The organism is Acidovorax sp. sif1233 (assembly GCF_019218755.1).
GTDB lineage: Bacteria > Pseudomonadota > Gammaproteobacteria > Burkholderiales > Burkholderiaceae_C > Acidovorax.
Genome location: NZ_JAHUWZ010000002.1, coordinates 77,299 through 91,453, shown reverse-complemented (window position 1 = coordinate 91,453; position 14,155 = coordinate 77,299). Strand labels below are relative to the sequence as shown.

Annotated in this window: 11 protein-coding genes; 4 read left to right on the top strand and 7 right to left on the bottom strand. The window is 68.0% G+C overall.

Annotated elements, in window-relative coordinates:
* Nucleotides 1–4: 4 nt before the first annotated feature.
* From KW843_RS07810 to KW843_RS07790, 5 genes are all read right to left on the bottom strand, one after another.
* The gene (locus tag KW843_RS07810) at nucleotides 5–1,003 is read right to left on the bottom strand and encodes an LD-carboxypeptidase (protein ID WP_218294583.1); all 999 of its coding nucleotides are present in this window, start codon (nucleotides 1,001–1,003) and stop codon (nucleotides 5–7) included.
* 58 nt (nucleotides 1,004–1,061) lie between these two features.
* Nucleotides 1,062–2,477 carry a tRNA adenosine(34) deaminase TadA gene (tadA, locus tag KW843_RS07805; RefSeq protein WP_218294582.1) on the bottom strand — a complete coding sequence of 472 codons (1,416 nt, stop codon included), beginning with the start codon at nucleotides 2,475–2,477 and terminating at the stop codon, nucleotides 1,062–1,064.
* A gap of 59 nt (nucleotides 2,478–2,536) precedes the next feature.
* Nucleotides 2,537–2,791, bottom strand: coding sequence for a hypothetical protein (locus tag KW843_RS07800; protein WP_218294581.1), 255 nt, complete (start codon nucleotides 2,789–2,791; stop codon nucleotides 2,537–2,539).
* A 161-nt stretch (nucleotides 2,792–2,952) separates the two neighbouring features.
* Entirely contained in the window at nucleotides 2,953–4,125 is a 1,173-nt protein-coding gene (locus KW843_RS07795; protein ID WP_370627839.1) for a branched-chain amino acid ABC transporter substrate-binding protein, read from the bottom strand.
* Nucleotides 4,126–4,332: 207 nt separating this feature from the next.
* A complete protein-coding gene (locus tag KW843_RS07790) occupies nucleotides 4,333–5,007 on the bottom strand; it encodes a hypothetical protein (RefSeq protein WP_218294580.1) in 675 nt (224 codons plus the stop codon).
* A 206-nt stretch (nucleotides 5,008–5,213) separates the two neighbouring features.
* Here KW843_RS07790 and KW843_RS07785 point away from each other — a divergent pair, with 206 nt between their 5' ends.
* From KW843_RS07785 to KW843_RS07770, 4 genes are all read left to right on the top strand, one after another.
* Entirely contained in the window at nucleotides 5,214–7,217 is a 2,004-nt protein-coding gene (locus KW843_RS07785) for a U32 family peptidase (protein WP_218294579.1), read from the top strand.
* A gap of 55 nt (nucleotides 7,218–7,272) precedes the next feature.
* Nucleotides 7,273–9,966, top strand: coding sequence for a cation-translocating P-type ATPase (locus tag KW843_RS07780; RefSeq protein ID WP_218294578.1), 2,694 nt, complete (start codon nucleotides 7,273–7,275; stop codon nucleotides 9,964–9,966).
* 168 nt (nucleotides 9,967–10,134) lie between these two features.
* Complete coding sequence (locus KW843_RS07775; RefSeq protein ID WP_218294577.1) at nucleotides 10,135–11,418, top strand: O-acetylhomoserine aminocarboxypropyltransferase/cysteine synthase family protein; 1,284 nt, start codon at nucleotides 10,135–10,137, stop codon at nucleotides 11,416–11,418.
* A gap of 85 nt (nucleotides 11,419–11,503) precedes the next feature.
* Nucleotides 11,504–11,953: an energy transducer TonB gene (locus KW843_RS07770; protein ID WP_218294576.1), complete on the top strand. Its 450-nt coding sequence runs from the start codon at nucleotides 11,504–11,506 to the stop codon at nucleotides 11,951–11,953.
* A gap of 27 nt (nucleotides 11,954–11,980) precedes the next feature.
* Here KW843_RS07770 and egtB read toward each other — a convergent pair whose 3' ends face one another.
* Nucleotides 11,981–13,216 carry an ergothioneine biosynthesis protein EgtB gene (gene egtB / locus KW843_RS07765; protein WP_218294575.1) on the bottom strand — a complete coding sequence of 412 codons (1,236 nt, stop codon included), beginning with the start codon at nucleotides 13,214–13,216 and terminating at the stop codon, nucleotides 11,981–11,983.
* Nucleotides 13,217–13,224: 8 nt separating this feature from the next.
* Nucleotides 13,225–14,145, bottom strand: coding sequence for an L-histidine N(alpha)-methyltransferase (gene egtD / locus KW843_RS07760; RefSeq protein ID WP_218294574.1), 921 nt, complete (start codon nucleotides 14,143–14,145; stop codon nucleotides 13,225–13,227).
* Between the last annotated feature and the right edge of the window lie 10 nt (nucleotides 14,146–14,155).

Here is a 14,155-nt window from a genome sequence, read left to right as displayed (position 1 = left end):
CGAATCAGTGCTGGTGTCCCCAGTAGATCAGCGCATCCCGCCCTTCCACCGACAGCGATACCGTGCTCCCCACGGGCAGCAGCACCTTGGTCGCCACATGGCCGAAGGGCAGGTTCGTGAGCACGGGCGCCTTGATCTGCGTGCGCAGCCAGTCCACCACCGACTGCAGCTTGTAGCCCTTGTCGTGCGGCGCGAGCTTGAAGTTGGTGAACTGCCCCAGCACCACGGCCTTCTGCTGGGCCAGCACGCCGGCGTGCAGCAGCTGGGTGAGCATGCGCTCGATGCGGTAGGGGTGCTCGTGCACGTCTTCCAGGAACAGCACGCCACCCTTGATGGCCGGCAGGTACGGCGTGCCCACCAGCGAAGCCAGCACCGCCAGGTTGCCGCCCCACAGCGTGGCGCTTTTCACGTAGACATTGGGGACGGCCGGCTTGCCCGTGGCGGCGTCGGGCTTTTCATTGTTCATGCGCCAGCCCGTGCCTTCGCCATGGCCGGTCAGCAAATCGTCGAAGCAGGCCTCCATGATGTCGTCGGGCTCGCCGGCCACGCCAAAGTCGGCGCCCAGCGAAGGGCCGGCCCATGACGTGGCGCCCGTCTTGGCCAGCAGCGCGGTCTGGAAGGCGGTGAAGTCGCTCACGCCCACGAAGCGCGTGCCGCCCGCGATCGCCTTGGCCACCGCCTTGTAGCGGATGCCCGGCAGGATGCGCGACAGCCCGTAGCCGCCGCGCGAGATCAGCGCCACATCGGCGCCGCTGGCCGCGGCACGGTGGATGGCGGCCAGGCGGGTGGCGTCGTCGCCCGCGAAGCGGGTGTGCACGGCCAGGGCGTCCGCATCCACCTCGACCTCATGGCCCAGGGCCTTCAGCCGGGCGAGGCCGCGCTTGAAGGCGGCCTTGTCCTGCACGGCGCTCGACGGCGAATAGATGTAGATGTGCTTGGGGCCGTGGTCGTGGCTGCACTGGGAATGGTCGTGATCGGGATGATCGTGTGAATGGTCTTGCAAAGCGCTCAGGCCGTGAAGGGGCCTGCTCCGTCAAAAAGAGAGTCCGTCTGGCGCCATGTCAGCCGGTGGCACGGCCGGCGCCGGGAAACGAGAAGTATTCCACAGCCTGCCGCGCGATCGGCTCGCCATGCTCCTGCACGAAGTGCCCGGCGTCGGCCAGCACGGTGGGCGCGGGGCAACCGCGAATGTGGCGGTGCAGATCGTGCATGGTGGCGGGCCCGAGCACCGGGTCCTTGTCGCCAATGAACATCAGGCTCCGGCCCTGCCACCGCTGCTGCCAGAAATCACGCGCCTGGCGCGACAGCGCGGCCCCCGGCGCCTCCTCCGATGCCGGCACGCGTTCAGGAAAGGCGCGCAGCGCGGCGCGGTAGCCCTTGTCGGGGAACGGCGCGTCGTAGGCGGCACACTCCGCCCCGGCCAAGTGCGGGTTGCCGCGCGCCAGCAGGCGCCCCACGCCATACAGCGGCTTGTCGCGGCACATCGCACGCCAATCGAGGAATCCGGCGGGCAGCGGCGCATCACCCGTGGCCAGCACCGTGTTCATCACCAGCAGGCCCACAAACCGCTCGGGGCAGGCCATGGGCAGCGTCAGGCCCAGGATGCCGCCCCAGTCCTGCACCACCAGCACCACGTTGCGCAGGTCCAGCCGCCCGATGAGTTCCAGCAGCACCTGGCGGTGCCATTCGAACTGGTGCGCCGACTCTTTCTTGGGCTTGTCGCTCTTGCCAAAGCCAATCAGGTCGGGCGCGACCACGCGGTCCCCGGCCGAGAGGAACACGGGCAGCATGCGCCGGTACAGGTAGCTCCAGGCCGGGTTGCCGTGCAGGCACAGCCAGGTGCGCGGCGCGTCCTGCGGGCCTTCGTCCAGGTAGTGCAAACGCAGGCCGGCCAGGCTGGGCAGGTCGCTCAGGTAGCGCGGTGCCCAGGGGTAGCCGGGCAGATCCGCGAAGGCGGCATCGGGCGTGCGCAGGGCGTCGTCGCGCAGCGGATGGCGGGCCAGTGCCTCGGTGCGTTGTTGATGGCGGCGCTGCCGGAAGAAGCCGCTGAGCAGGCCGCCGCACTCGTCGGCCAGCACCCCGCCCCGCACCTGGGTCTGGTGGTTCAGCTCGGCATGGCCAAACAGGTTCAGCACCGAGCCCGCCGCACCCGTCTTGGGATCTGCGGCGCCGTACACCACGCGCGCCAGGCGCGCATGCAGCATGGCCCCACTGCACATGGCACACGGCTCCAGCGTGACATACAGGCTGCAGCCGTCCAACCGGTAGTTGCCCAGCCGCCGCGCCGCCGCGCGCAGGGCCACGATCTCGGCGTGGGCCGTGGGGTCGTGCCCCTCGACCGGCGCGTTGCGGCCGGTGGCGATCACCTGGCCATCCTTGACCACGATGGCCCCCACGGGCACCTCGCCGGCGCGCACGGCGACTTGCGCCTCGGCCAGGGCCAGGCGCATCCAGTGCGCGTCTTGGTCAGGAGTCATTGCTATACAAATAATAGCCACCAGCGCTTGAAGGATAAGCGCCAGCAGCCCATTTCATCCTATTTTTCATCGTCCGGGATGGGCCGCGCCTGCTGCATCAGGCCTTCCATCTGCTGCTTGACCTGCTGCTGGATCTGCTGGCTCTGGTCGCGCACCGTGGCCGGCTGCGCCGCCGAAGCCGGGGCACCGCCGGCCGGCGCTGCTGTCTGCAGCGACGGCACGGGCGTGCGGACGGCGGACAGCTGCTTTCTGGCAAGGACACCCACCACAGCCAGCGCCACCACCAGCCCGGCCAGACCCACTACAGCACGCATGAAAAGACTCCTTGGCGGGCGGGGTGCCCGGACCACAGCCGGCGGGACCGCCCTGCCCGGCTTGCTACCGGCCCGACTGTAATGGCAAACCGCCGTGGGCACCCCCATGAAAAACGGCCGCGCGGGGCGGCCGTAGCGGTGGCGGGCCGTGCCCGCGGTGCTCAGTTGAGCGCCACGCGGTTGCCGTCCTTGTAGGTGTACAGCGTCACGGCGGGCGTGGTCAGCTCGCCCTTGGCCGTGAAGGCGATGTTGGCGGTCACGCCCTTGTACTCGGTCTTGCCGATGAAGGGGATGTACACCTTGGGGTCCACCGAGTTGGCGCGCTTCATCGCATCGGCCAGCACCATGGCCGCGTCGTAGGCGTACGGGCTGTAGATCTGGAACTGGCCGGGGAACTTGGCGTCGTAGCGCTTCTTCCAGTCCGCCCCGCCCTGCATCTTGTCGACCGAGGCGCCGCCCGTGGCGCAGGTCACGTTCTTGAGCGCAGGGCTCTTGCCCGACAGCTCGGGCAGCTTCTCGGTGCACAGCGCATCGCCGCCGAAGAACTTCACGTTGCCCAGGCCCAGCTGCTCCATCTGGCGCAGCATGGGGCCGGCCTGCGCGTCCAGGCCGCCGTAGAAGATCGCGTCGGGCTTCTTGTTCTTGATGGCCGTGAGGATGGCCATGAAGTCGGTGGCCTTGTCGTTGGTGAATTCCTCGCCCACCACCTTCAGGCCCTTTTGCAGGGCGGTGGCCTTGAACACCGAGGCCACGCCCTGGCCATACGCGGTGCGGTCGTCGATGATGGCCACGCTCTTGAGCTTCAAGTGGTCGGCCGAGAACAGTGCCAGCGCCGCGCCCAACGCGTTGTCGTTGGCGATCAGGCGGTAGGTGGTCTTGTAGCCGGGCTTGGTCAGGTCCGGGTTGGTGGCGGCGGCGGTGATGTGGGGCACGCCGCACTTGTCATAGACGGCCGCCGCAGGAATGGACGTGCCCGACTGCAGGTGGCCGACCACGCCCGCCACCTTCTGGTCGCACAGCTTTTGCGCCACGGCCGTGGCCTGGCGCGGGTCGCCGGCATCGTCTTCGGCCGCCAGCTCGAACTTGATCTTCTTGCCGCCGATGACCAGGTTCTGGGCGTTCAGGTCGTCCACCGCCAGGCGCACGCCGTTCTCGGTGTCCTTGCCGATGTGGGCGATGCCGCCCGACACCGGACCCGCGTGGGCGATCTTGACGGTTTGCACCTCCTGCGCTGCGGCGGCGCCAGCAGCGGCGACACACGCGGACACAGCGGCAAACTGCACCAGGGACAGGGGGAAAGAGAGGGGACGACGCAGACGGGAAGCACGAAGCACGGTAAAAGTCTCCAGGAGTGGCAGGGGCGAGATCGGACGCACCATTTTGGGGCGGCCTGGACCGCATCCTAGCCACCCTCACTCCCTTTTTCAGGCAATTGCTATGCAGACATAGCAATTTGGTGGGGCATTAAATCGGCTAATGCCGCGACCAGCGCCACCTCCTGGCAGACTGGACCCGCTCCGCCTCCAGCCAGGGGCGGGCGCTCAGCCGGGCGCCAGTCGCAACTTGAAGTTCGTGAATGGAAGAGCGGCATTGGGCGCATCGCGCGGGACACGCTCCTCCACGCAGCCCGTGTCGTTGGGGGTAACGAAGTGGGGGCCGATGCCAGCGATGGCTGCCTTGTGTGTCCCCGTCCAGTCCCAGCCCCATCCGGCTCCTGACACTTCTCCCTCAAAAAGGACTGGGCCGTCGACCGTGATGCCCTGGTGGATCACCATGCGCATCCTGTCTGCAAATGCACCGACCCTGTATCCCGCCTGAATGTGGACCGTGATCACCGGATGCGTGACCGGGTTGTACGTAGCGCCCGATGTGTTCGCCACCGTCACCAGTCCCGGCATGGCTGTGCCATTCCATCGCTCGGCCATGATGGTGCCGTCCGAGAAAAAGATGAATCCTCTGCCTTCCGACCAAAGGTTCTCGCCATGGCGGTAAATCGGGCCGCAATGGGGGTTGTAGCTGCCCTGCCCGCCTTCGCAGTCCAGTACAAATCCCATGTGGGCGCCGCCATTCGAGAAGAACCACGAGCAATCGATGGTGCAGTGCAGGTCGCTGTGTCGCACGCCAGGCAGGCTGATCCGCGTTGGCAGGTAGTAGAAGTCGAGGTCGTTGATAGACAGTTTCAGCTGGGTGGGCTTCTTCTTGCGGGAGGTACTCATCACAGTCCTTTTCACTCGTTGACCGGCTGCGCCGGCGGGATTGGAGGGAAGTGGGTCAGCGGACACAGGCGCGGCGCAAGTGCAGCCCGCCGCGCCCTTTGTACCAGACCGAAGCGCTACAACGCCCGGTCACGCAGGTCCGTGCCCCCGTGCTCGATACCCGAGGGATGCTCCACGGCATGGCGAAACTGAAATAATCACGCCCCATGTCCCTCCTGCCCCACCAGCTCGAACTGCTCTCGCCCGCGCGCGACGCCGACATCGGCATCGAAGCCATCAACCACGGCGCCGACGCCGTCTACATCGGCGGCCCGGCCTTTGGCGCACGCGCCAGCGCGGGCAACGACATCCGCGACATCGAGCGCCTGGTGAAGCACGCGCACCGCTTCAACAGCCGCATCTTCATCACGCTCAACACCATCCTGCGCGACGACGAACTGGAGGCCGCGCGCAAAATGGCCTGGCAGGTGTACGAGGCCGGGGCCGATGCACTCATCATCCAGGACATGGGCCTGCTCGAAATCGACCTGCCGCCCATCCAGCTGCACGCCAGCACCCAGACCGACATCCGCACGCCCGAAAAGGCGCGCTTTCTGCAGGACGCGGGCCTCTCGCAGATCGTGCTGGCGCGCGAGCTCACGGTGCAGCAGATCGCCGCCGTGCACAAGGCGCTGGGGCCGGTGGATGCCCCAGGCCGCGCCAACATCGAGTTCTTCATCCACGGCGCGCTGTGCGTGGCCTACAGCGGCCAGTGCAACATCAGCCATGCGCAGACCGGCCGCAGCGCCAACCGGGGCGACTGCAGCCAGGCCTGCCGCCTGCCCTACCAGGTGACCGACGCGCAGGGCCGCTTCATCGCGCACGACAAGCACGTGCTCTCCATGAAGGACAACAACCAGAGCGACAACCTGCGCGCGCTCATCGACGCCGGCGTGCGCAGCTTCAAGATCGAAGGGCGCTACAAGGACATGGGCTATGTGAAGAACATCACCGCCCACTACCGCACGCTGATCGACGAGATCCTGGAAGAGCGCGAGGCGCAAGGTCGGCCGCTGGGCCGGTCCTCGAGCGGGCGTACCACCTTCACCTTCACGCCCGACCCGCTGCAGAACTTCAACCGCGAGTTCACCGACTACTTCGTGACCGGCCGCAAGGAAGACATCGGCGCGTTCGACACCCCCAAGAACCCGGGCCAGCCCATCGGCTGGGTGACCAAGGTAGGGCCCGACTTCGTGGAACTGGAGGTGAGCGACCCCGCCACCGTGCTGCACAACGGCGACGGCCTGTGCTACTACGACCTGCACAAGGAGCTGGTGGGCATGGCCATCAACGTGGCCGAGCCCGTGTCAGCGCGCAGCGTGGGCCAGTGGCGCGTGTACCCCAAGGACCCGATGGAAGGCTTCAAGGACCTGCGCAAGGGCACCGAGGTCAACCGAAACCGCGACATGGACTGGGTGCGCACGCTGGAGAAAAAGTCCAGCGACCGCCGCATCGGCCTGTGGGCGCACCTGAGCGAAACGCCTTGCGGCTTCAGCCTGATGCTGACCGACGAGGATGGCAACGTGGGCTGTACTGATGTGCAGCAGCCGCACCAGCCTGCCACCGATGCCGCCAAGGCCGAAGCCAGCCTGCGCGAGCAACTGGGCCGCTTCGGCGCCACCATCTTCGCGGTTCACGACATTGCGCTGCAACTGTCACAGCCCTGGTTCGTGCCCGCCTCGGTGCTCAACGCGCTGCGCCGCGATGCGCTGGCCGACCTGGAAGCAAACCGCGCGCGCAACTTCGAGCGCCTGCAGCGCGCCACGCCCATCGAGCCGCCAGCGCCCTACCCCGAGGACACGCTGAGCTTTCTGGGCAACGTGTTCAACCACAAGGCGCACGATTTTTACGTGCGCCACGGCGTCAAGGTGATCGATGCGGCCTACGAGGCGCACGAGGAAGAAGGCGAAGTCAGCCTCATGATCACCAAGCACTGCGTGCGCTTCAGCATGAGCCTCTGCCCCAAGCAGGCCAAGGGCGTGACGGGTGTGCAGGGCACCATCAAGGCCGAACCCTTGATGTTGATCAACGGCAAGGAAAAGCTGACCTTGCGCTTTGACTGCAAGCCCTGTGAAATGCACGTGGTGGGCAAGATCAAGCGCCAGGTGCTGAACCAGGTGCCGGAAGCCCCGCTCCAGTTCTACAAAGCCCGGCCGCAAGTCGCGCACTAAGGCAAGGCCGAAGAAGTCCTTGCGCGGGCGTGCGGCCCGTCTCACCGATCGCCGCATGTCCCCATCCACCGCCCCGCACCTGCACCCCACCGAGGCCGTGGCCCAGGCCCATGGCGTCAACCCTGACGCAGGCCTGCACGCCGACGAAGCCCTGCGCCGCAGCGCCATCCACGGAGCCAACGAACTGGCGGCAGGGCAAGACCGCCCCTGGTGGCGCCTGCTGGCCGACCAGTTCAAGGACTTCATGGTGCTGGTGCTGCTGGGTGCGGCCATCATCTCGGGCCTGGTGGGCGAGGTCACCGACACGCTGGTCATCCTCGTCATCGTGGTGCTCAACGCCGTCATCGGCTTTGTGCAGGCCTGGCGCGCCGACCAGGCCATGGCCGCGCTGCGCCAGCTGGCGGCGGCGCACGCCACGGTGCTGCGCAGCGGAGCCGTGCAGGTGGTGCCCGCCAGGGCGCTGGTGCCGGGTGACATCGTGCTGCTGGAGGCGGGCAACCAGATCCCGGCCGATCTGCGGCTGATCGAGATCGCGCAGCTGCAGGTGGATGAATCCGCCCTCACGGGCGAGTCCGTCACCGTGGCCAAGCAGACCGAAGCCCTGGCGGCCGAGGACGTGGGCGCCTTGGGCGACCGCACCAACATGGCCTTCAAGGGCACCACCGCCACGCATGGCCGGGCACGCGGCCTGGTGGTGGCTACCGGCATGCACACCGAGCTGGGCAAGGTGGCCACGCTGCTCGACGCGGGCGACCGCAGCACCCCGCTGCAGTTGCGCCTGGCGGCCTTTGGCAAGCGCCTGGCGATTGCGGTGCTGGGCATCTGCGCGGTGATCTTTGTGGTGGGTGTTTTGCGCGGTGAGGCACCGTTGCTGATGGCCCTCACTGCCATCAGCCTAGCCGTGGCCGCCATCCCCGAGGCCCTGCCTGCGGTGGTCACCGTGCTGCTGGCACTGGGCGCGCGCCGCATGGTGGCCGTGCATGCGCTGGTGCGGCGATTGCCCTCGGTGGAGACGCTCGGCTCGGTCACCACCATCTGCTCGGACAAGACCGGCACCCTGACGCAAAACCGCATGCATGCCGAGCTGCTGCTGGCCCACGGTGTGCGCTGGGTGCCCGGCGACCCCCTGCCCGGCCCCGCCCATGCCGAGGCCTTGCGCGCCGCCGCGCTGTGCAACGACGCCACGCTACAGGCGCGAAGCGATGGCGACGCCCCAGGCACGCAGTGGCTGGGGGACCCCACCGAAACCGCACTGGTGCTGGCAGCCCGCTCCGGCGGGATGGACAAGGCCCTGCTCGACATCGAGTTCCCTCGCGTGCAGGAGCAGCCGTTCGACTCCGACCGCAAGCGCATGACCACCTTCCACCGCGTGGCGGACGGCTACGTGGCCTATACCAAGGGCGCGCCCGAATCGGTGCTGCCCCGCTGCACCGCCCACTGGGTGCTCGAAGGCACTGCCGCCCTGGATGCCGCCGCCATGCTGGCCGCCGCGCAGCAACTCGCTGGCCAGGGCCTGCGCGTGCTGGCGCTGGCCCGGCGCGGCCACGCGCGCCTGCCCGACACCAATGACATCGACGCCGTGGAAAACCAACTGGAGCTGCTGGGCCTGATCGCCCTCATCGACCCGCCCCGCGCGGAGGCGCAGGCCGCCGTGCGCGACTGCGTCAGCGCGGGCATCACGCCGGTGATGATCACGGGCGACCACCCCGCCACCGCGCGCGCCATTGCGCACCGGCTGGGTATCGTGCGCAGTGCCGATGCCCCGGTGCTCACCGGCGCCGACCTTGCAACACTCGACGACGCCGCGCTGCGGGCGAAGGTGGAGCAGGTGCAGGTGTACGCCCGCGTGGACCCGGCGCAGAAGATCCGCATCGTCGAGGCGCTGCAGGCCCAGGGCCACTTCGTCGCCATGACGGGCGATGGCGTGAACGATGCCCCGGCGCTCAAGCGCGCCGACATCGGCGTGGCCATGGGCCAGGGCGGCACCGACGTGGCGCGCGAGGCATCGAGCCTGGTGCTGCTGGACGACAACTTCGCCACCATCGTCGCGGCCGTGCGCGAAGGCCGCCGCATCTACGACAACATCCGCAAGTTCGTGCGCTACGCGATGACGGGCAACTCGGGCGAGATCTGGACCATCTTCCTCGCGCCGCTGTTGCTGCTGCCCATTCCGTTGCTGCCCATCCACATCCTGTGGGTCAACCTGGTCACAGACGGCCTGCCCGGCCTGGCGCTGGCGGCCGAACCGGCCGAGCGCGGCATCATGCAGCGCCCGCCCCGTGCGGCGCGCGAAAGCCTGTTTGCCCATGGCATGTGGCAGCACATATTGGGCGTGGGCCTGCTCATCGGCGGGCTGTGCCTGGCGGTGCAGGCCTGGGCCCTGCACACCGGCCACGCGCACTGGCAGACCATGGTGTTCACGGTGCTCACGCTCGCGCAGATGGCGCATGTCATCGCCATCCGCTCCGAATCCGAACCCATCTGGCGCCTGGGCCTGCTGAGCAACCGCCCGCTGCTCTACGCCGTGCTGCTCACCTTTGCGCTGCAGATGGCCACCATCTACGTGCCCTGGCTCAACCCCATCTTCCGCACCGAGCCGCTGAGCCTGGGCGAGCTGGCGCTGTGCATTGGCGCCGCGCTGGTGGTACTGGTAGTGGTGGAAATCGAGAAGGCCTGGCGCCGCAGCCAGCAGGCGCGGCGCACCACCCCAGAGCCCATGGACAGCGCCATGGACGAGCCTTCTGACTGAAAGAGCCCACGGCGCACAAGAACGTCATAAGCACATAGCCAACGATTCGATGACGCCACGGGCCAGCAGTGCCAGAATGGCCCGCGCCATCGGCACATCGGCAACGCCCAGCCATGCGTGGAGCCCGGTGGTGCCACTCCCTTCCCTTCAACGAAAGAGACAGCCTTCATGAGAATCGAGACCCTGGCCGTACACGCTGGCTACAGCCCCGACCCCACCACCAAGGCCGTGGCCGTGCCCATCTACCAGACGGTGGCCTACGCGTTTGACAGCGCCCAGCATGGCGCCGACCTGTTCGATTTGAAGGTGCCGGGCAACATCTACACCCGCATCATGAACCCCACCACCGACGTGCTCGAAAAGCGCGTCGCGGCGCTCGAAGGCGGCATCGCCGCGCTGGCCGTGGCCTCGGGCATGGCGGCCATCACCTATGCCATCCAGACCATTGCCGAGGCAGGCGACAACATCGTGTCGGCCAGCACGCTGTATGGCGGCACCTACAACCTGTTTGCCCACACCCTGCCGCAGCAGGGCATCACCACCCGCTTTGCCGACCCGCGCGACCCGGCCAGCTTTGCGCAGCACATCGACGCGCGCACCAAGGCGATCTTCATCGAATCCATCGGCAACCCGCTGGGCAACGTGACCGACATCCGCGCGCTGGCCGATGTTGCCCATGCGCACGGCATTCCGCTGATCGTGGACAACACCGTGCCCAGCCCCTACCTGCTGCGCCCCATCGAGCATGGCGCCGACATCGTGGTGCATTCGCTCACCAAGTACCTGGGCGGCCACGGCAACAGCGTGGGCGGCGCCATCGTGGACAGCGGCAAGTTCCCGTGGGCCGAGCACAAGGCCCGCTTCCCACGCCTGAACGAGCCCGATGTGAGCTACCACGGCGTGGTCTACACCGAAGCCCTGGGCCCCGCCGCCTTCATCGGCCGCGCGCGCGTGGTGCCGCTGCGCAACACCGGCGCGGCCCTGTCGCCGCAAAGCGCCTTCCTGATCCTGCAGGGCATCGAGACCCTGGCCCTGCGCATGGACCGCATCTGCGAGAACACGCTGGCGCTGGCGAAGTACCTGCAAAGCCACCCCAAGGTGGAATGGGTGCGCTACGCCGGCCTGCCCGACCACCCGGACCACGCGCTGGTGCAGCGGCAATCCGGCGGCAAGGCATCCGGCATCCTGAGCTTCGGGCTCAAGAGCACCGATGCGGACCCGCGGGCTGCCGGTGCACGCTTCCTCGACGCGCTGCAGCTCTTCACCCGCCTGGTGAACATCGGCGACGCGAAATCGCTGGCCACGCACCCCGCATCGACCACGCACCGCCAGCTCAACCCCGAAGAGCTGGCCAAGGCGGGGGTGAGCGAGAGCATGGTGCGGCTGTCGGTGGGCATCGAGCACGTCGATGATCTGCAGGCCGACCTGGTGCAGGCACTCGAGGCTGTTTGAGCGTACGGCAACAGCCGACGCCAGTTGCGGGATACTGGAGGACCTGCCCCGCGAATCGCGGGGCGCTCCCTGATTCAAGATCGCCATGTCCCGCCTATCCCCTCTTGCCCCGGTCACTCTCGGCCTGCTGATTCTGGCCGGCTGCAGCTCCACATCATCCATCCCGCCGCGCGGAGTGGATGTGACCGAATCCCACGTCACCAGCTTCCGCCAGAAGGAGGACGAGCAACTGCTGCAAAAGCAGGTTTCGCCTCCGCTGGATGCGCCTTTGACGCTGCTGGAGGCACCGCTGCCGCGCTACCCGTCCTTCCTCCTGAATGACACCTCGCTCAAAGCGCGCGGCGATGTGACGGTGTCGTTCGAGATCATGCCCAGCGGGCTGGTCGGCACCGCGCGCGTGCTGTCGGGAACGGGGGAGGATGCGCTGCACAAGCCGGCGATCGATGCGGTGCGCCGCTGGAAATTTGCGCCGCTGCTGCGCAATGGGGAGCCCGCCCGCCTGGTGCTGCAGCACACCTTCCGCATGGAACCCTGAGCGCGCCAGATACCGCCGCAAAGCCGCTCATGCGTCACGAGCCAGCCGCACACCCGTGTACTGCCAGCGGGCCGTGGCCGGGAAGAAGTTGCGGTAGGTGCTGCGCGCATGCCCGGGCGGCGTGGCGCAGGAGCTGCCGCGCAGCACGTACTGGTTGACCATGAACTTGCCGTTGTACTCGCCCACGGCGCCGTCGGCCGTGCGAAAGCCTGGGTAGGCGGCGTAGCTCGACTGCGTCCATTGCCAGGCCGCGCCGAACAGCTGCTCCAGGCCATGCGCGCCAGTTGTCCCTGCGGTCTGCGCGGCATGCTCCCATTCGGCTTCCGTGGGCAGGCGTGCGCCCACCCAGCGCGCATAGGCGTCCGCTTCGTAGTACGACAGGTGCACAACCGGCATCGCGCTCTGCACGGGCCGCAGGCCCGCCAGGGTGAACTCGTGCCAGGCGCCGTCGTCCCGCCGGTGCCAGTACAAGGGGTGCCGAAGCCCCTGGGCCACGCGCCAGTCCCAGCCTTCGGCCAGCCAGTGGGCGGGGTTGTCGTAGCCCCCACCTTCCACGAAGGCCATCCATTCCGCGTTGGTCACCAGCCGCGAGGCCAGTGCGTACGGCGCCAGGTAGGCGCGGTGGCGAGGGCTTTCGTTGTCGAAGGCGAAGCCGTCTCCGCCATGGCCCACCTCCACCAGCCCGCCTTCCAGATGCCGCCAGCCCAGGGGCCTGGCCGCCGGTACGAGCGCCTGGTCGCCGACGGGCACCACGGCGGCGCCATAGGCGGGATGCACAGGGTTGCACGACAGCAGGTGCTTGATGTCCGTCACCAGCAGTTCCTGGTGCTGCTGCTCGTGCTGCAGGCCCAGCTCGATCAGCGCACACAGCGTGGCGTTCTGCAGCACGGCGGGCACCAGGCGCGCCATCCGCCGGTCCACATCGGCGCGGTAGGCCAGCACCTCGTCCAGCGGCGGGCGCGTCAGCAGCCCCCGCTGCGGGCGCGGGTGCTTGGCGCCCACGCCGTTGTAGTAGGAATTGAACAGCACGCGGAACGCGGGCTCGAAGGGCGCGAAGCCCGGCTCGTTCGGCTCGAGCACAAAGGTCTCGAAGAACCAGGTGGTGTGCGCCAGGTGCCATTTGGCCGGGCTGGCATCGGGCATGGACTGCGCGCCGCAGTCCTCGGCCGACAGCGGTGCCACCAAGGCCACGGTGTGATCCCGCACAGCGCCGTAGCGCGACAGCAGCACGGCGAGCGGGGAGCAAAAATCCATATTGGTCATACGGGCCCTCAGGGTCTGGCGTGCACCACGGCAAACCAGCCACGGTCGTCCGTCCACGCCTGGGCCTGCGAGAAGCCTGCGCGCGCCAGCATGTCGGTGAACACGTGCAGCGGGTACTTGTAGCTGTTTTCGGTGTGGATGCGTTCGCCCTGGTCGAACCTGCGCCCGCCACCGGGCCAGCGCACCTCGGAGTCAGCCATCGCTTCCAGGTGCATCTCGATGCGCGACTCGCCCGGGTTGAAGAACGCCCGGTGCCGCCACTGGTCCACATCGAAATCGCTGCCGATCAATCGATTCACATGCCGCAGCACATTGCGGTTGAAGGCGGCGGTCACGCCGGCGGCGTCGTCGTAGGCCGCCTCCAGCACCTCCACGTCCTTGGGCAGGTCGATGCCGATGAGCAGGCCGCCGTCATCGTCGATCAGCTCGCGCATGTGGGCCAGCAAATCCAGCGCGTGCGGCGGGTCGAAGTTGCCGATGGACGAGCCCGGGTAGAACACCAGCCGTCCCGTGCGCGGAATGTCCTCGGGCAGGGCCACGCCCTGGGTCATGTCGCCGCCCACGGCCCGCGCGTCCAGCCCCGGAAAATCGTCGCGCAGGCCCCGCACCGCCGCCTGCAGGAATTCCGCCGAGATATCCACGCCGACGAAGCACGCGGGCTGCACCAGCCGGCACAGCGTGCGCGCCTTCTGGCAGTTGCCAGCCCCCAGCTCCACCAGCGTGCGCCCCGTGCCCACGGCCTGCGCGATGTCGGCCGCATGCTGCTGCATGAGGGCGGTTTCGGTGCGCGTGGGGTAGTACTCGGGCAGGCGGGTGATTTCCTCGAACAGCTGCGAGCCGTGCTGGTCGTAGAAATACTTGGGGGAAATGCTCGCGGGCCGCTGGTTCAGGCCACGCGTGATGTCGTCGTTGGGGCTGGGCAAAGGCATGGGTCTTGAA

Bases quoted from the DNA above. Each gene is read 5' to 3' on its own strand.
- tadA (WP_218294582.1), bottom strand. From the start codon at position 2,477: ATGACTCCTGACCAAGACGCGCACTGGATGCGCCTGGCCCTGGCCGAG.
- KW843_RS07800 (WP_218294581.1), bottom strand. From the start codon at position 2,791: ATGCGTGCTGTAGTGGGTCTGGCCGGGCTGGTGGTGGCGCTGGCTGTG.
- KW843_RS07790 (WP_218294580.1), bottom strand. From the start codon at position 5,007: ATGAGTACCTCCCGCAAGAAGAAGCCCACCCAGCTGAAACTGTCTATC.
- KW843_RS07785 (WP_218294579.1), top strand. From the start codon at position 5,214: ATGTCCCTCCTGCCCCACCAGCTCGAACTGCTCTCGCCCGCGCGCGAC.
- KW843_RS07780 (WP_218294578.1), top strand. From the start codon at position 7,273: ATGTCCCCATCCACCGCCCCGCACCTGCACCCCACCGAGGCCGTGGCC.
- KW843_RS07775 (WP_218294577.1), top strand. From the start codon at position 10,135: ATGAGAATCGAGACCCTGGCCGTACACGCTGGCTACAGCCCCGACCCC.
- KW843_RS07770 (WP_218294576.1), top strand. From the start codon at position 11,504: ATGTCCCGCCTATCCCCTCTTGCCCCGGTCACTCTCGGCCTGCTGATT.
- egtB (WP_218294575.1), bottom strand. From the start codon at position 13,216: ATGACCAATATGGATTTTTGCTCCCCGCTCGCCGTGCTGCTGTCGCGC.
- egtD (WP_218294574.1), bottom strand. From the start codon at position 14,145: ATGCCTTTGCCCAGCCCCAACGACGACATCACGCGTGGCCTGAACCAG.